This is a genomic window from Streptomyces sp. NBC_00459, from assembly GCF_036013955.1.
Taxonomy (GTDB): Bacteria; Actinomycetota; Actinomycetes; order Streptomycetales; family Streptomycetaceae; genus Streptomyces.
Map to the genome: position 1 here is coordinate 9,193,921 of NZ_CP107903.1, position 15,329 is coordinate 9,209,249.

Here is a 15,329-nt window from a genome sequence, read left to right on the forward strand (position 1 = left end):
TCTGGGAGCCCGGGAGGGCGGTGGGGGGAAGGCCGTCACGACCCCGTCCGGGCGGGATCGTCGCCGATGCCGGCGTGGCGCGTCAATGAGGCGATGCTCGTCAGGGGCCGGTGTCAGTGGTGCCTCCTAGACTCCTGCCGACCTGATCGAAAGGCGGGGCCACCATGGAAGACCTGACGGGGATCGACGCGTTGCGGCAGCTGATGCCGCCACCCCCGGGCGCGGGGGAGAAGATCGACTGGCAGGCGGCCGAAGAGCGGTGGGGCACCAGGTTTCCGCAGGACTACATGGACTTCATGTCCGTGTACGGCATCGGGGGGATCGAGGACTCGGACGAGGAGGCCGGCGAGGTCGCGGTCCTCGGGCCGTTCTCCACCGGGGCCTACGAGTTCTCCTCCGACGACTTCGAGGACGAGACGGAGAACGCCCGTCTGACCTGGGAGGAGGAAGGCGCGGATCAGGACGACCTGGACCTCGACCCGGACCACATCCTCGCCTGGGGCGTCACCACCCACGCCGACATCCTGTGCTGGCTGACCAGCGATCCGGACCCCGACAAGTGGCCTGTCCTGCTTTTCGCCCGTCATGGCTCGGTGACCTGCGAGGTGGTCCCTCTGGGCATGGTCGAGTTCCTGCGTCGGCTCCTCGTCCACGAACGTGCCCCGTACAGCCTGGAGTACACGTCCGCGCCGCGCTTCGTGCACTGGCGCAAGGAGCGGGGGCTTCCTCCACTGGCCCAATAATCGGTGGCGGAGCGGGTCGACGCGCGCGAGCATGCCCCCATGGATTCGCGCGCGCACGACAAGGAAGCAACGGCGACTCGCTGGACGGTCGCGACCGTCTACGACGACATGTGGGTCGACCCGGACGACGACCCGCGCGAGACCGACACCGAGATCGTCGACGAACGCGGCACGCTCCTCGAAGGCCTGCGCCACTACCGCCTCACCGTGGAGATGAAGTGCGCCGGTCTGGACGCCGAACAGATGGCCCGGCGCTCCGTACCGCCGTCCACGATGTCCCTGCTCGGGCTGGTGCGGCACCTGACCGAGGACGAACGGCACTTCCGCCGGGTGATGGCCGGTGAGGACGCGCCCAAGCTGTACCGCACCGACGACGACCGTGACGGCGACTGGAACGGCGCGGTCGCCGATCCGGCGGTCGTGGAGGACGCCTGGAAGCAGTGGCGGGCGGAGACGGAACGCACCGACCGTTTCATCGCGGGCGTCGACGACCTCGGCACCACGAACGCGGGCTTCTCCGACTTCGGCGCCGACCCCGGCGGGGAGATCCAGCTGCGCGATCTCCTGGCGGCGCACGTCAACGAGTACGCACGGCACTGCGGCCACGCCGACCTCCTGCGCGAGTGCGTCGACGGCCGAGTGGGCCAGTGACCGGCTGACCGACCGGCTGGTCAACGGTAGGGCGAAACGCGCGTCACCTCCGTGACGGACCGGTGGAACAACTCATCGCGCCACCGATGAGTTTTCGCATCAGGATCGGTCGAAAGAGGTGACAGCGTTCCCGCTCCAGGAGGTACCCGATGACCACCGACGGATTCACCACGTGTCTCTGGTTCGACGGACAGGCCGAGGAAGCCGCCCACTACTACGTCTCGATCTTCAAGAACTCGTCCATCGGCAGGGTCGGCTACTACAACGAGGCCGGCCCCGCCCCCGCCGGCGGCGTGCTGGCCGTCGACTTCGTGGCCAACGGCCAGAAGTTCGTCGCCCTGAACGGCGGCCCGCAGTTCAAGTTCAGCGAGGCAGTCTCCTTCCAGATCTTCTGCGCAGACCAGCAGGAGGTCGACCACTACTGGGCGAAGCTCACCGAGGGCGGCGGCGAGGGCGGCCCCTGCGGGTGGCTCAAGGACAAGTACGGACTGTCCTGGCAGGTCGTCCCGGAGGGCCTGATCGAGATGATCAGCGACCCCGACTCGGAGAAGGCCGTCCGTACCACCAAGGCCATGTACGCGATGGGCAAGCTGGACATCGCCGCCCTGAAGAAGGCGTACGCGGGGGAGTAGGGGACATCTCCGGGAGCGCGGTGCCGAGCCGCCCCCTCCCGGGCGGCTCAGGCCCGCCGGCCGCTGTGCTCGGCAAGGATCTCCCTGATCACATGCCGGGAGTTCGCAGCGAGCACCGGATTCGTCTCCCGGTAGTACGGCAGCTGGATCAGCGAGATCGACAGCGCCCAGCCACGTCCGCGCGCCCACTCTGCGTCGTCGGCGCCGACGGCCTCCCGGAAGGTGTCGCGGACGTGGGCGGGCAGGAGGTTCCAGGCCACGATCAGATCGACGGCCGGATCGCCGACCCCGGTACAGCCGAAGTCGATCACGGCACTCAGCCGCCCCTCGGTGACCAGCACATTGCCCGGGGAGAGGTCCGCGTGCGCCCAGACCGGCGGTCCCGCGTGCTCAGGAACTCGCATGGCCTTCTCCCACAGGGTGGTCACCGCTTCCGTGTCCACCTCCTGCGTCAGCCGGGCGAGGGCCGCGCGTGTGTCCGTGTCCCGCGCCGCCAGCGGAACGGCCCGATAGTGGGACGGGCCGTTCGCGGCGTCGACACCGCGCAGGGCGCGGATGAAACCGGCCAGTTCCTTGGCCAGCGTCTCGGGAGCTTCGAGGGCGTCGACCGCCGGATTCCGGCCGTCCAGCCAGCCGTACACGGACCAGGGCCATGGGAACCCCTCGTCGGCGCCGCCCCGGCCGAGCGGCTCGGGTACGGCGACCGGCAGCCGCGGGCCCAGCAGGGACAGCCAGCGCTGTTCGTGCTCGATGCTGTCCACCGCGCCGGGATGCCTCGGCAGCCGGACCACCAGATCACAGCCGAGCCGGAACATGGCGTTCTCGGTGCCGGCCGACTCCAGCCGCTCCACGGGCAGACCCGCCCAGTCGGGAAACTGCCGGGCGATCAGGTGCTGGACGAGCGGGGCATCGATCTCCACCTCGTCCGCATGCATCTTCAGGGCACACATGTCGACCATCACAGCCGCCGCCGGGTCCGGAGTCCAACGAATTTCGGCTTTCGACGGTATGGCGGCACGGGCGCCGACGCGGGGTCGTCCGGTGGCGAACGCCCCGCGCCCGACGCTCAGTTCACGGCGTCATCCCGTTGGTGCACGCGGCACCGGGCTCGGGCGTCTGAGCGCCCTGGACGTACTTGTCGAGGAACTTGGCGACCCGTGGGTCCGACGCCTTGTCCACCTTGAGCTGGTGCTCCCAGGCGCTCAGCACGATCGGCGACGACTGGTCCTCGTACGGACTCATGAAGGTGTACGACGTGTTGGTCACCTTCTCGGAGAGCGTCTCGACGTCCGCCTTGGCCGCCTTGTCGTTGTAGGTGATCCAGACGGCACCGTGTTCGAGGGCGTGCACCGCGTTCTCGTTGGGGACCACCTTGGTGTAGACCTGCCGGTCGCAGTTCACCCACACCTGGTTGTGGTCACCGCCGACGGGCGGGCTCATCTTGTAGGTGACGGCCTTGGCGACGTGGTTCTGGGTGAGCTTGGACCAGCTCTTCACGCCCGAGATCGGCGCCGCCTTCGCCTCTTCCTTGTCCTGGGCCGAGTCGACTAGGAGCCAGCCGCCCCCGGCCAGAGCGACGAGTATGACGGCGGTCGCGCCGAGCGTGAGCAGACGCATACGGCGCTCACGGGCCTGCTCGGCCTTGCGCAGCTCTTCCATGTGGGCGCGGCGGGCCGCGGTCTTCGCCTTGGCGTTGGATGTACCCATGGGATGTCCTTCTCCGTGCCGTGCCTGTCTCCGGGCATGGCGCTGCAAGCTGGGGTGATGGTCGTGGCTGAGCGGATCGGCCCGAGGGGCCCGGCCACGGCCTAGACCCGGAGCAGTTGCAGCTCGTGGAGATCGGGAGGGCGGGCGGCCCCCGGGGTCCGCGACGGGCCGAGCGGCAGCCGGGTGGGGGCGGTGTTCGACTGGTGCAGCGCGGCTGCCCGGTCCGCGCCGGTGAACGGCGCGTGGTTGAGGACGCCGTGGTGCCCGGGGGTGTGACAGCCGTGGGGCGGGCCCTCCTGGCAGGGGTCCCGGTCGGTGATGTGCACGGAGTGCGCCGACACCGGCTGAGCGGGCCCGATGTCCGGCGAGGGCAGGGCACCGGCACAGGAGAACGCGAACGTGGCGAGGACGAGGACCAGCACACCCAGCAGGTGCGGAACGCTGCCGCGGGCGTGCCGCGTCGCTGGGCGACGCACCCGTGCAGCGGACATCTGGACACCTGGAGGTAGGGGAGGGGCCGAGGAGAGACGAGCGCCGATGAAATTATCAGACCGCAGGGGTGTGTTTTTGCCGCGCCCTGGGGGTTGTTTGTCGGCCGCGGGCCGGTGGGTACCTGTCGCGCAGTCCCTCGCGCCCCTTGAGGGATGCGTCTCCTCCCGTCTGTAACAGGGTGGGCCGCTCGGCGCGCGTCCTGGACGAAGCCTGGCTAGCGTGAGAATCCGGACACCCGACGAGACCGGAGAGGCCGGAGCCATGGCCGTGCAACGTGAGGGAACCCCCTGTTGGGCCGACGCGATGTTCAGTGACGTCGAGGGAGCCAAGAGCTTCTACGGGGAGGTGCTGGGCTGGACCTTCGGTGAGTCGTCGTCGGAGTACGGCAACTACACACAGGCGTACGCCGACGGCAAGGCGGTCGCCGCCGTCGTCCCGCCGATGCCCGGGCAGGAGGGACAGTCGGCATGGTGTCTGTACCTCGCCTCGCCGGACGCCGCCGCGACCGCCACGAAGATCCGTGACAACGGCGGCGAACTGCTGATGGAGCCGATGCAGGTGGGCGAGTTCGGCACCATGTGTCTGGCCCGCGACCCCAGCGGCGTCGCCTTCGGCGTCTGGCAGGGCGGCACCCACGAAGGCTTCGAAGCGGGACCGGACAAGCCCGGCGCCTACTGCTGGGCCGAGGTCTTCACGCGCGAGACCGAGAAGTCGGACACCTTCTTCCAGACCGTCTTCGGCTACTCGGCCAAGCAGATGCAGGACGACGCCATGGACTTCCGGATGTACAACCTGGGCGACGACACCGTCCTCGGCCGGATGCGGATGACGGACGACTTCCCGCCCGAGATGCCGCCGTACATCAACGTGTACTTCACCGTCGGCAACTGCGACGACGCCGTCGCCACGGCCACCAAGCTCGGCGCGGTGCTGCGCTTCGGGCCGATGGACAGCCCGTTCGGCCGGTTCGCCGCGATGAGCGATCCGCAGGGCGCCAACTTCTCCGTCATCGACGTCACGACGACGGCGGGCGAGATGCCCAAGTCGGTGGACGTGGGCTGAGGGGACCCCCGACGGGGGCCGGGAGCCCGTCGCACGCATGGCATGATCGAGCGCATGCGTGAACGTGTGGTGGCCGCGTGCGACGGGGCTTCGAAGGGAAATCCGGGACCTGCGGGCTGGGCCTGGGTGGTGGCCGACGGCTCGGAGAGCCCCACTCGCTGGGAGGCCGGGCCGCTCGGCCGGGCCACCAACAACGTAGCCGAACTCACCGCACTGGAACGGCTGTTGACGGCCGTGGCGTCGGACGTACCGCTGGAGATCCGGATGGACTCCCAGTACGCGATGAAGGCCGTCACGACCTGGCTGCCCGGCTGGAAGCGCAAGGGCTGGAAGACCGCCGCCGGCAAGCCGGTCGCCAACCAGGAACTCGTCGTCCGTATCGACGAACTGCTCGACGGCCGCTCGGTCGAGTTCCGCTATGTGCCCGCCCACCAGGTGGACGGCGACAAACTCAACGACTTCGCCGACCGCGCCGCCAGCCAGGCCGCGATCGTGCAGGAGCCGGCCGGCAGCGACCTCGGCTCCCCGGAACCCCCGGCCTCACCCGACACCCCTCGCTCCTCGGGCCCGAAGGCGGCCGGCACGAAGACGTCCGGCACGAAGACGTCCCGGCCGCGCAGTGGCAACTCCAACCGCACCCTCAAGGCGAAGTTCCCCGGCCGCTGCCTCTGCGGACGGGCCTACGCGGCCGGCGAGACCATCGCCAAGAACGCGCAGGGCTGGGGTCACCCGGAGTGCCGTACAGCCGACGCCTGAGCGCACCCGGCCGCACCGGCCGTCCTGTGGTGGACGGCATTTCGGTGTGCCCACATCCTGCTACTCTCCGACGCGAACTGACCACCTTCCGTAATCGCTAGGGGTGTGTGTGAAGGTCGCCTGTGTCGGAGGCGGGCCCGCCGGCCTGTATCTCTCGATCCTGCTGAAGCTGCAGGATCCGTCCCACGACATCACCGTGTACGAGCGTGACCCGGCGGGCTCGACCTACGGCTGGGGCGTCACCTACTGGCGCGGACTGCTCGACAAGCTCCACGAGCACGACCCCGGGTCCGCCCGCGCCGTCGAGGACGCCTCGGTGTCCTGGAACCACGGAGTCGCCCACGTGGGCGACAGCGCGACCCGGCACCCGGGCGACGAGGGCTTCGGCATCGGCCGCCACAAGCTCCTCGACATCCTCGCCGACCGGGCCGGGCAACTGGGCGTACGGCTGGAGTTCGAGCACGGGATCACCGACGCCGCCGAACTGGCCGACGCCGACCTCGTCGTGGCCGCCGACGGCGTCAACAGCGCGTTGCGCGAACAGCACACCGAACACTTCGGCGCCGACCTGCGGGCCGGCCGCAACCGGTACATCTGGCTCGGCACCACCAAGGTCTTCGACGCCTTCACCTTCGGCTTCAAGGAGACCGAGCACGGCTGGATCTGGTGCTACGGCTACGGCTACAGCCAGGACCACAGCACCTGTGTCGTCGAGTGCGCCCCCGAGACCTGGAGCGGCCTCGGCCTCGACCGGGCGAACGAGGCCGACGGTCTGGCCCTGCTGGAGAAGCTCTTCGGCGACCTGCTGGACGGCCACCCGCTGATCGGCCGCTCGGCCGCCGACGGCGCCGCCCAGTGGCTGAACTTCCGCACGCTCACCAACCGCGCCTGGCACCACGGCAACCTCGTCCTGCTCGGCGACGCCGCCCACACCACGCACTACTCCATCGGCGCCGGCACCACCCTCGCCCTGGAGGACGCCCTCGCCCTGGCCGACGCACTCCGCACGCACCCCGGACTCCCGGCGGCCCTCACCGCCTACGAAACGCGGCGCAAGTCGGAACTGCTCTCCATCCAGAGCGCGGCCCGCTACAGCGCCCAGTGGTACGAGAACCTGCCGCGCTACATCCGGCTGCCCCCGGCCCGGATGTTCGCGCTGCTCGGCCAGCGCCACTCGCCCCTGCTGCCCTATGTGCCGCCCCAGCTGTACTACGGCATCGACCGGGCGGCCGGGAGCCTCGAAGCGCTGCGCCGGCTCAAGCGATGGCTGGGCCCGAAGCTCGCCCGGACCGCGCAGACCCGCGCGCTGGCCTCCCGTACCGGGGGAGAGGCCGAGAGCTCCGGCAATTAACCAGGTCACGGCCGTCATTCTTGGGTGAATGGCGATTCACCGCTATGGTGAATCGCCATTCACCCATTTTTTGTCGCGCAGAGCGGCCGGCCGCCGGAGTGCCGATGGACCAGCCCGTCCCGATGACCGCCCCACACAAGACGTCCGCCCCGCGCCCCCTGCGCGAGCGGATGACCGTGCCGGCGCTGGCCTTCGGCGGGATGCTGATGGCCGTCATGCAGACCGTGGTCGTCCCGTTGCTGCCCGACCTGCCCCGGCTGACCGGCGCCTCACCCGGCGCGGTCTCCTGGATGGTGACCGCGACCCTGCTGTCCGGCGCCGTTCTCACACCGGTGCTGGGCCGCGCCGGTGACATGTACGGCAAGCGGCGGGTACTGATCGCGGCCCTCGGGCTGATGGTCGTCGGCTCGGTCATGTGTGCTCTGTCCTCCGACATCGGCGTGCTCATCACGGCGCGCGCTCTGCAGGGCGCCGCGTCCGCCGTCATCCCCCTCTCGATCAGTATCCTGCGTGACGAACTGCCGCCCGAGCGCACGGGAAGCGCGGTCGCGCTGATGAGCGCCACCGTCGGGATCGGCGCCGCCCTGGGGCTGCCGCTCGCCGCGCTGATCGTCCAGTACGCGGACTGGCACGTCATGTTCTGGGCGACCGCCGGCCTCGGTGCGGTGGGCGTGACGGCGGTCTGGTGGGCGGTGCGCGAGTCACCCGTCCGGGAACCGGGGCGCTTCGACGTGCTGGGCGCGCTGGGACTGGCCGTCGGACTGGTGTGTCTGCTCCTCGGCATCGTCGAGGGCGGCGAGTGGGGGTGGGGCAGTCCGCGCGTCCTGGGACTGTTCCTCGGCGCGGTCGGTGTGCTCGGCCTGTGGTGGTGGCAGCAGTTGCACACCCGACAGCCCCTGGTGGACCTGCGGCTGGTGTCCCGGCCCAGGGTCGGCCTGTCCCATGTCGCCGCCCTGCTGACCGGGTTCGCCTTCTACTCCAACTCCCTGGTGACGGCCCAGCTGGTGCAGGCGCCCGGGGCGACCGGGTACGGGCTCGGCCTGTCCATCGTTGAGACGGGCCTCGTCCTGCTGCCCGGCGGCATCGTCATGCTGGTGTTCTCGCCCGTCTCGGCCCGCGTCTCGGCGGCGTACGGGCCGCGTGTCACCCTGGCCGTCGGCACGGCGGTCATCGCGCTCGGCTATGTGGTGCGCATCGCGGACAGCCGTGACCTGTGGATGATCATCGTGGGCGCCGCGGTCGTCGGTATGGGCACCACCTTCGCGTACTCGGCGCTGCCCATGCTGATCCTGGGGGCCGTACCGCCCGGCCAGACCGCCTCGGCCAACGGCGTCAACGTCCTGATGCGCACGGTCGGCCAGGCCATGTGCAGCGCCGCTGTCGTCGCCGTGCTGGTACGCCACACCAGTCCGGTCGACGGCGTCCCGGTGCCCACCCTGCACGGCTATCTGCTGGCCTTCGGGATGGCGGGCGTCGTCGCCCTGCTGGCCTGCACGGCGGCCCTGACCATCTCCCGCGACCCTGCCACCGGCTCCACCAGGCGCGCGCGTGGCCGCACGCCGGGGGCACGGGACGAGGCGATGGAGGGAGCATGAGCGCCGTGCACACACCACCACCGACCCACCCCGACACCGAGCCGACCCCCGCCACGACCCCGCGTCGGGACGCCGAACAGACCAGGGCCGCCATCCTGCGCGCCGCACGGCATCTCCTCGCCCGCCACGCCCAGGCGGACATCACACTCAAGGCGGTCGCCGAACGTGCCGGTGTCAGCCCGCCGTTGATCCTCAAGTACTTCGGCAACAAGGACGCCCTCTTCGCCCGCGTCATGTCCTTCGACCAGGACGCCGACGCCCTCCTCGACGCACCCCTGGACGGCCTCGGCCGCCACATGGTCCGGCATCTCCTCACCGGTCAGACCGAGCGAGGAGCCGACCCCGTCCTGCGGATCGTGTTCGCTCCCTTCCAGGGCGACCGGGGCGACATCATGCGCGCCAACTTCCGTACCCAGGTGAGCGACCGCCTCGCCGGCCGTCTGCCGGGACCCGACCCGGGCCTGCGCGCCGAACTGGCCGTCGCCACCCTGCTCGGCCTCGGCGTCATGTACGGCATCGCCCGCGGCACGCATCTGCGGGAGGCGACGATCGACGACATCGTCGACCGGTACGCCCCCACGGTGCAGGCGCTGTTGACCCCTTGACGGAGACTCGGCCGCCGGTCCTCAGCGCAGCAGCCGGTCCAGGAAAGCGTTCCCGAACACGCCGTGCGGGTCGAGCCGGTCCAGGGTGCCGACGGCCTCCTGCCATACGGCGCCCCCGTAGGAGGCCGGTACCGCCGTGCCGATGACCTCCTCGTCGCTCCAGCCGGCCGAGTCCGTGTACCCCCACCCCTTGGACCACTCGACCCTGGTCAGCGCGTGCCCGCCGTCGTACGTCCCGAGCAGGAACTGTTCGAGTTCGCGGAAGAACGCCTCCGCGTGCGGCGTCCCGGGCAGCGTCAGTACGTCCAGCCAGACGGCGGTGTCCCACTCGGGATGCCCGTCGACCGGTCGCAGCGCGGACAGCAGCGGGGCTTGGGCGCCGGCCGAGTCGGCGTCGCCCGGACGGTCGAGACCGGTGGCGCGGATCTCGACCGTGCCGTTGACCGGGAAGCGCCCCGACGCGGCGTACGCGGCGAGGCGCTCGCGGTAGAAGGCGGTGAACTCGGCGATGACACGCTGTACTTGGGCCCGGCTGGTGAGCACCGCGTAGCCGTTGGCGGTGACCCGGAGAGTCGTCGGCCTGACGTACAGCAGCGTGTTCTTCGACGGCCCCCAGATGTCCGCCGACAGCGTCGTCACGAGCCCGAGCGCGGCCACGTCCAGCTGCGCGTTGCCGAGCACCGGCGCGAGATACCAGGCCCCGTCGGACAGGATCCGCCCGACGAGGTCGGCCACCAGGGTCGGGACGTTGTCGGAGAAGGGGTAGTTGTAGGGCGACGACACGCGCCGCGAGGTCAGCGGCCTGGTCGGGGCGACGCTCCACACCTTCAGCCAGGGGAACTCGGTGAAGGCGAACCAGATCGTCTCGACCCGCCCCGCCTCGTCCAGGAAGCTCGCGAAGGTCCGCCCGCCGGAACCGCTGCCGGGCGCCGCGAACAGCTCGGCCGCCGGAATGTCCGTACGGCTGACGCAGCGCAGATTGCTGTTCGCCCCCACCCGCAGCACGACCTCGACGACCAGGGACCGGCCGAGGTGGGTGAGGAGCGCCGCGCAGTCCGCCTCGTCGCGGTCGAACGTCCGCAGGACGTAGGCGCCGGAGCCCTCGTCCCACACGACCGCCGTCAGCGACAGCACGAGATTGCTGAGCGAGCCGTACGTGTGTCCGGGCAGCCGCGTCTCGCCGGTGGCCGGTACGGCGGTGCCGTGGGCGTCGACGGCCAGCGCGCCGCCCAGCGTGAGGTCACCGGGGGCGGGAGCGGCGGTGACCCCGAGGCCCCGCTGCTCCAGATAGGTGAGCAGGGCCTCCAGGGTGACCCCGGTGCCGGCGCGCACGGCGGCCGGGCCGCTGGACTCCAGGGCGAGGCCGGTGAGACGGGGAGCGGTGTCGACGATCAGCACGGGCGCGTCGGACTCCGTACCGGCGGTGATCGTGAGGGGCGACCAGCCGTGCGCGGAGCCCCGGGCGCGGACCGTCCAGCCGTGGCGCCAGGCCCAGTTGACGACGGCGACCACCTGGCCGGGGTCGGCGGGCGCGCAGGCCCACAGCCCGTCGGCGGTGATCTCGCCGACCCAGTTGCGGTATCCGGAGCGATAGGGCGTGACGGCCGCCGGGAAGTCGGGAAGTTCGGCTGCGGCGACGGCCGGGTCGGCGGCGATCGCCACCAGGGCGAGGGAGGCCGCGCCGAACAGGAAACCCCGGCGCGTCCACGCGGAGTTGTCGTCCTCGGGGGTGTCGGAACCTTCGGATCGCGCCGGGTGATCAGTCACCCGGTCACGCTAGAGGGTGACGGTTCTCGAATAGTTGCCTCATTCATCAATTCACTCGTGCGGGTGAAGCTGGGGCATGCGGGTTTGGCGGGCGCCTGGTGGGCCCCGTACGCCCGGACCTGCGGACGGATGACACACTGACGCCATGGACGAGCGTGTAATCGGTAGGTCGGGTCAGCAGGCGTCGGTCATCGGCCTCGGAACGTGGCAGCTGGGCGCCGACTGGGGCGACGTGGAGGACAAGGACGCCCTCGCGGTGCTCGACGCGGCGGTCGAGTCGGGAGTGACCTTCTTCGACACCGCCGACGTGTACGGCGACGGACGCAGCGAACAGACCATCGCCACCTTCCTGCGCGGCAGGCCCGAGCTGGACATTCTGGTCGCGACCAAGATGGGCCGCCGGGTCGACCAGCTCCCGGAGAACTACGTCCTCGACAACTTCCGCGCCTGGAACGACCGTTCGCGGCGCAACCTCGGCGTCGACCGGATCGACCTGGTCCAGCTGCACTGCCCGCCGACCCCGGTCTACTCCTCCGACGAGGTCTTCGACGCCCTGGACACCCTGGTCGAGGAGGGCCGCATCGCGCGCTACGGCGTCAGCGTCGAGACCTGCGAGGAGGCGCTCACCGCGATCGCCCGCCCGGGTGTGACCAGTGTGCAGATCATCCTCAACGCGTTCCGCATGAAGCCCCTGGCCGAGGTGCTCCCCGCCGCGGAGAAGGCGGGCGTCGGCATCATCGCCCGCGTCCCGCTCGCCTCGGGCCTGCTGTCGGGCAAGTACACCAAGGACACGGTGTTCCCCGAGAACGACCACCGCACCTACAACCGCCACGGCGAGTCCTTCGACCAGGGCGAGACCTTCTCCGGTGTCGACTACGCGACCGGCGTCGAGGCTGCGGCCGAGTTCTCCGCCCTGGCCCCGGAGGGATGCACCCCGGCCCAGCTGGCCCTGCGCTGGATCCTCCAGCAGCCCGGTGTGACCACGGTGATCCCGGGCGCCCGCTCGGCCGAGCAGGCCCGGGCCAACGCGGCGGCCGCCGCTCTGCCGCCGCTGTCGCAGGAGACGCTCACCGCGATCCGGGACCTCTACGACCGCCGGATCAAGGCGCAGGTGGAGAGCCGCTGGTAGCGGACCGACGTACGCGTGTCACGGTTCCAGGAGCAGCTGCCGTTCCTGTTCCTGGTCGCCGGAGACACTGCCCCGGTCGTGGGCGGTGAACGTGCCCGTGAGGGTGGCGCCCGCGCAGCGGACTGCCTCAGGCGTGCCCTGCACGGTCACCATCACGGGCGCCGAGAGCGGCTCCCTCCTCGGATGACCGGGCGCATGCGACTCCGTACCGACCGTGAAGGCCGCCGTGTGCACGGTGGAGTGCCCGTCGTCGTCCCCCGGGGACTCGGCCGCAGGGCCGAAGGCCGACTCCAGGGCCCGGACGACCGTCTGCGCGTCGGCGGCGCTGCCGCCGCTGAGCGTAAGCGTGAGCTGGGTACCGGACATGGCCGGACCTCCTCCACTGTGGCCACCGTGGTCCTCTGCGAGTACCGCCCCGCAGGTCGTCCAAACGGCCCGGCCGAGATCTGATCGAATCCGGTTCCACGGGGAACCCGGATCGGGACAGGCAGTCAGGACGCGGAGGCCGGGAGGAACCATGGCGGACACCGAGAGCGAGGTCGGCACGCTCGACCGGGGACGGGACGAGACCGAGGAGGAGCGGGCCGACCGCAAGTGGGGCGAGCTCATCCAGGAGGTCCGGGTCGCCCAGACGGGTGTGCAGATCCTGTTCGGCTTTCTGCTGACCGTCGTGTTCACGCCGAGGTACGAGCAGCTGGGCGACACGGAACACACGATCTACATCATCACCGTCGTCCTGGGCGCCGCCGCCACCGGCGCCCTGATCGGCCCGGTGGCCCTGCACCGGATCGTCTCCGGCCGCCAGGTGAAACCCCAGGCGGTGCGCTGGGCCTCACGCCTGACCTTCGCCGGTCTGGTGCTGCTGTTCGCCACCATGATCTCCGCGCTTCTGCTGGTCCTCAGGGTGGCCACCCACGACGGGTACGTGCCCTGGCTGGTCGCGGGGATCGCCGCCTGGTACCTGGCCTGCTGGTTCGTGGTGCCGATGTGGACGCGTCTGCGCTACACCGAGGACTGAGGGTGCACCGCCGCGAGCTGCCGGTCGTGGACGCGGCTCAGCAGGAGCAGCGAGAGGGTCGCCCCGATCAGCGCGCAGAACATGTCCCACTGTGTGTCCCACACATCGCCCTGCGTGGCCAGGAAATCGTCGGCCGCCGCGCCGCCGATCACGGCCGCCGCCCACTCGAACATCTCGAACAGCGCGCTGAAGGCCAGGCAGGCGCACACGGTCAGCGGCGCGAGCCAGCGGCTGCCGCGCAGCGGTGACGTACGGCTCAGCAGCTCCCGTACGAGCAGAGCCGGCACGAAGCCCTGCATGAGGTGGCCGAGCCGGTCGTACGGGTTGCGGTCGAGGCCGAACGTGTCGCGCGCCCAGTCGCCCAGCGGGACCTGCGCGTAGGTGTAGTGGCCGCCCACCATCAGGACGAGGGCGTGCAGCGCGAGCAGAGCGCACAGCAGGTTCGTGAGCGGGAAGCGCCGCCAGGTCAGGATGAGCACGGGCAGCCCGATCAGGATCCAGACGGTCTCCAGGAACCAGGTCGTCAGGTCGTGCGGGTGCCGTACCGAGACCGCGAGCGCGACGGCCACCAGCCCGGCGAGCAGCACCGGAAGGTGCCGCCGCGGGGCGTCGGTGGCCGTCGGGAGGGTGCGGGGGATGTCGTCGACTGCGGGCATCGGAACGCTCCTTGTGGTGGGAGCATCATCGTGGCGGAGCGTTCCGCCCCGGGCATGAGTAGGACTACTCAGCTCGGGGCGCCCGCGCCCTCAGGCGTCACGCGGACGAGGTGCGTGCTCCGCGCAGCGCCGTGATGCACGAGGCGATGGCCTCCTGGAGCTCCTCCAGCTGCTGGACCATGTCGTCCTCGGCGAACTCCTGGACGTCGTCGAAGGTCAGCTCCTCGAACGCCTTCGTGGCCTTCGTCAGACTGCTGTAGAACTTCGTCCGCCGTTCCTGGACGCGCAGTTCGGGGTCGGCCTCGACGGCCTCGACGACGAGGTTCTTGAGGGTGTCGTACGCCTCGGTGGCCCACTCGCCGGTGTCCTCGTCCTCGTCCAGCTCGTCGAGGAGGGACAGATGCCGTTCGGCCTCCTGGCGCAGATCGACGGGCGCTTCGATGGTCTGCCCGGCGGGTGTCTTCACCTGGCCCGACTCGGCGATCTGACGGACGTATCCGACCCGGTCGGCCGACCGGGACTCGGAGGCCACGGCCTTCTTCAGGTCGTCGGTGCGGACGATGTCGCGGGCCAACTCGGCCTGGAGATCCGGGTCTTCCTTGATCCGGTCGAGCAGTGCGTGCCGGGCGGCGCGGGCGGTCGAGGGGTCGGCCATGATCGCGGCCCGCAGCGCGGTGGGGTTCTCCGCGACCTCCAGCGCCTTGGTCGGCCGGATGCCCTCCGCCTCGGCGGCCTCGGTGATGGCGGCGCCGCGCTCCGAACCGGCGCTGGAGCGGGAGCTGTAGTACGTGAGCCACAGGTCGGCGCCCGGGAGTTCGACCTCCGCGCCCGGGGCCAGCGCCTCGAAGTGCGGGACGACACCGTCGTCGGCGGCCTTGTCCCAGGCCTTGTAGTAGCGCATGACCCGCTCGGGCGAGCAGTCGGCGAGAGCGGCGAACTCCTTGGCGGACACCTTCGGCGTCTCACCGGCGGGCTGACCACCGGGCCGCACACTCCGTGCCACCTTCAGCCCGAAGGCCCAGCCCCCGGTCCGCGCGTACGCCCCGAAGTCCTGTGCGTCGCGCGCCACGAGGGGTGACACCTCGGCGGCGTCGAGGGCAGCCTCCACGGACTCGCCGGTCTCGTCGGTCCCGGCGGACGGCTCGGACCACTCGGACCCGTCGAA

17 protein-coding genes are annotated in these 15,329 nt (G+C 70.7%); 10 read left to right on the plus strand and 7 right to left on the minus strand.

Annotated features, from left to right (window positions below; all coding sequences use genetic code 11):
* Nucleotides 1-164 precede the first annotated feature (164 nt).
* From OHN74_RS40345 to OHN74_RS40355, 3 genes are all read left to right on the plus strand, one after another.
* Complete coding sequence (locus OHN74_RS40345) at nucleotides 165-743, plus strand: SMI1/KNR4 family protein (RefSeq protein WP_327699524.1); 579 nt, start codon at nucleotides 165-167, stop codon at nucleotides 741-743.
* A 39-nt stretch (nucleotides 744-782) separates the two neighbouring features.
* Nucleotides 783-1,394, plus strand: coding sequence for a DinB family protein (locus tag OHN74_RS40350; RefSeq protein WP_327699525.1), 612 nt, complete (start codon nucleotides 783-785; stop codon nucleotides 1,392-1,394).
* Between the two features lie 149 nt (nucleotides 1,395-1,543).
* Nucleotides 1,544-2,026: a VOC family protein gene (locus tag OHN74_RS40355; RefSeq protein WP_327699526.1), complete on the plus strand. Its 483-nt coding sequence runs from the start codon at nucleotides 1,544-1,546 to the stop codon at nucleotides 2,024-2,026.
* A gap of 47 nt (nucleotides 2,027-2,073) precedes the next feature.
* On the opposite strand, the gene OHN74_RS40360 is transcribed toward OHN74_RS40355, so the two are convergent.
* The 3 genes from OHN74_RS40360 to OHN74_RS40370 form a co-directional block, all read right to left on the minus strand.
* Nucleotides 2,074-2,976 (minus strand): aminoglycoside phosphotransferase family protein, encoded by a 903-nt coding sequence (locus OHN74_RS40360; protein ID WP_327699527.1) that lies wholly within the window; start codon nucleotides 2,974-2,976, stop codon nucleotides 2,074-2,076.
* A gap of 121 nt (nucleotides 2,977-3,097) precedes the next feature.
* Nucleotides 3,098-3,733, minus strand: a complete 636-nt coding sequence (locus OHN74_RS40365) for a DUF3105 domain-containing protein (protein ID WP_327699528.1) — start codon at nucleotides 3,731-3,733, stop codon at nucleotides 3,098-3,100.
* A gap of 101 nt (nucleotides 3,734-3,834) precedes the next feature.
* Complete coding sequence (locus OHN74_RS40370; protein ID WP_327699529.1) at nucleotides 3,835-4,224, minus strand: hypothetical protein; 390 nt, start codon at nucleotides 4,222-4,224, stop codon at nucleotides 3,835-3,837.
* 262 nt (nucleotides 4,225-4,486) lie between these two features.
* On the opposite strand from OHN74_RS40370, the gene OHN74_RS40375 reads away from it, so the two are divergent.
* The 5 genes from OHN74_RS40375 (at nucleotide 4,487) to OHN74_RS40395 (ending at nucleotide 9,594) form a co-directional block, all read left to right on the plus strand.
* The gene (locus OHN74_RS40375) at nucleotides 4,487-5,287 is read left to right on the plus strand and encodes a VOC family protein (RefSeq protein WP_327700434.1); all 801 of its coding nucleotides are present in this window, start codon (nucleotides 4,487-4,489) and stop codon (nucleotides 5,285-5,287) included.
* Between the two features lie 42 nt (nucleotides 5,288-5,329).
* Complete coding sequence (locus OHN74_RS40380; protein WP_327699530.1) at nucleotides 5,330-6,043, plus strand: ribonuclease H family protein; 714 nt, start codon at nucleotides 5,330-5,332, stop codon at nucleotides 6,041-6,043.
* A gap of 109 nt (nucleotides 6,044-6,152) precedes the next feature.
* Nucleotides 6,153-7,394 (plus strand): FAD-dependent monooxygenase, encoded by a 1,242-nt coding sequence (locus tag OHN74_RS40385; RefSeq protein ID WP_327699531.1) that lies wholly within the window; start codon nucleotides 6,153-6,155, stop codon nucleotides 7,392-7,394.
* Nucleotides 7,395-7,498: 104 nt separating this feature from the next.
* The gene (locus OHN74_RS40390; protein ID WP_327699532.1) at nucleotides 7,499-8,989 is read left to right on the plus strand and encodes an MFS transporter; all 1,491 of its coding nucleotides are present in this window, start codon (nucleotides 7,499-7,501) and stop codon (nucleotides 8,987-8,989) included.
* Nucleotides 8,986-9,594 (plus strand): TetR/AcrR family transcriptional regulator, encoded by a 609-nt coding sequence (locus tag OHN74_RS40395; protein ID WP_327699533.1) that lies wholly within the window; start codon nucleotides 8,986-8,988, stop codon nucleotides 9,592-9,594. The genes OHN74_RS40390 and OHN74_RS40395 overlap by 4 nt, the downstream gene beginning before the upstream one ends.
* A 21-nt stretch (nucleotides 9,595-9,615) precedes the next feature.
* On the opposite strand, the gene OHN74_RS40400 is transcribed toward OHN74_RS40395, so the two are convergent.
* A complete protein-coding gene (locus OHN74_RS40400; protein ID WP_327699534.1) occupies nucleotides 9,616-11,361 on the minus strand; it encodes a cholesterol oxidase substrate-binding domain-containing protein in 1,746 nt (581 codons plus the stop codon).
* 145 nt (nucleotides 11,362-11,506) lie between these two features.
* Here OHN74_RS40400 and OHN74_RS40405 point away from each other — a divergent pair, with 145 nt between their 5' ends.
* On the plus strand, nucleotides 11,507-12,490 hold the full coding sequence (locus tag OHN74_RS40405) for an aldo/keto reductase (protein WP_327699535.1): 984 nt from the start codon (nucleotides 11,507-11,509) through the stop codon (nucleotides 12,488-12,490).
* 18 nt (nucleotides 12,491-12,508) lie between these two features.
* Here the strand turns inward: OHN74_RS40405 and OHN74_RS40410 are convergent, their stop codons facing one another.
* A complete protein-coding gene (locus OHN74_RS40410; RefSeq protein WP_327699536.1) occupies nucleotides 12,509-12,856 on the minus strand; it encodes a hypothetical protein in 348 nt (115 codons plus the stop codon).
* Between the two features lie 151 nt (nucleotides 12,857-13,007).
* On the opposite strand from OHN74_RS40410, the gene OHN74_RS40415 reads away from it, so the two are divergent.
* Nucleotides 13,008-13,508: a DUF6328 family protein gene (locus OHN74_RS40415; protein ID WP_327699537.1), complete on the plus strand. Its 501-nt coding sequence runs from the start codon at nucleotides 13,008-13,010 to the stop codon at nucleotides 13,506-13,508.
* Here OHN74_RS40415 and OHN74_RS40420 read toward each other — a convergent pair.
* Together OHN74_RS40420 and OHN74_RS40425 are read right to left on the minus strand one after the other, a co-directional pair.
* Nucleotides 13,493-14,164 carry a DUF2238 domain-containing protein gene (locus tag OHN74_RS40420; protein WP_327699538.1) on the minus strand — a complete coding sequence of 224 codons (672 nt, stop codon included), beginning with the start codon at nucleotides 14,162-14,164 and terminating at the stop codon, nucleotides 13,493-13,495. The genes OHN74_RS40415 and OHN74_RS40420 overlap by 16 nt on opposite strands.
* Before the next feature lie 97 nt (nucleotides 14,165-14,261).
* Nucleotides 14,262-15,272 (minus strand): hypothetical protein, encoded by a 1,011-nt coding sequence (locus tag OHN74_RS40425; RefSeq protein WP_327700435.1) that lies wholly within the window; start codon nucleotides 15,270-15,272, stop codon nucleotides 14,262-14,264.
* Between the last annotated feature and the right edge of the window lie 57 nt (nucleotides 15,273-15,329).

What these genes read in the sequence shown, in the direction of transcription:
- OHN74_RS40365 (WP_327699528.1), bottom strand. Translation starts at nt 3,733, where the DNA reads ATGGGTACATCCAACGCCAAGGCGAAGACCGCGGCCCGCCGCGCCCAC.
- OHN74_RS40415 (WP_327699537.1), top strand. Translation starts at nt 13,008, where the DNA reads ATGGCGGACACCGAGAGCGAGGTCGGCACGCTCGACCGGGGACGGGAC.
- OHN74_RS40395 (WP_327699533.1), top strand. Translation starts at nt 8,986, where the DNA reads ATGAGCGCCGTGCACACACCACCACCGACCCACCCCGACACCGAGCCG.
- OHN74_RS40360 (WP_327699527.1), bottom strand. Translation starts at nt 2,976, where the DNA reads ATGTGTGCCCTGAAGATGCATGCGGACGAGGTGGAGATCGATGCCCCG.
- OHN74_RS40390 (WP_327699532.1), top strand. Translation starts at nt 7,499, where the DNA reads ATGGACCAGCCCGTCCCGATGACCGCCCCACACAAGACGTCCGCCCCG.
- OHN74_RS40380 (WP_327699530.1), top strand. Translation starts at nt 5,330, where the DNA reads ATGATCGAGCGCATGCGTGAACGTGTGGTGGCCGCGTGCGACGGGGCT.
- OHN74_RS40345 (WP_327699524.1), top strand. Translation starts at nt 165, where the DNA reads ATGGAAGACCTGACGGGGATCGACGCGTTGCGGCAGCTGATGCCGCCA.
- OHN74_RS40375 (WP_327700434.1), top strand. Translation starts at nt 4,487, where the DNA reads ATGGCCGTGCAACGTGAGGGAACCCCCTGTTGGGCCGACGCGATGTTC.
- OHN74_RS40410 (WP_327699536.1), bottom strand. Translation starts at nt 12,856, where the DNA reads ATGTCCGGTACCCAGCTCACGCTTACGCTCAGCGGCGGCAGCGCCGCC.
- OHN74_RS40370 (WP_327699529.1), bottom strand. Translation starts at nt 4,224, where the DNA reads ATGTCCGCTGCACGGGTGCGTCGCCCAGCGACGCGGCACGCCCGCGGC.
- OHN74_RS40420 (WP_327699538.1), bottom strand. Translation starts at nt 14,164, where the DNA reads ATGCCCGCAGTCGACGACATCCCCCGCACCCTCCCGACGGCCACCGAC.
- OHN74_RS40355 (WP_327699526.1), top strand. Translation starts at nt 1,544, where the DNA reads ATGACCACCGACGGATTCACCACGTGTCTCTGGTTCGACGGACAGGCC.
- OHN74_RS40350 (WP_327699525.1), top strand. Translation starts at nt 783, where the DNA reads ATGGATTCGCGCGCGCACGACAAGGAAGCAACGGCGACTCGCTGGACG.
- OHN74_RS40405 (WP_327699535.1), top strand. Translation starts at nt 11,507, where the DNA reads ATGGACGAGCGTGTAATCGGTAGGTCGGGTCAGCAGGCGTCGGTCATC.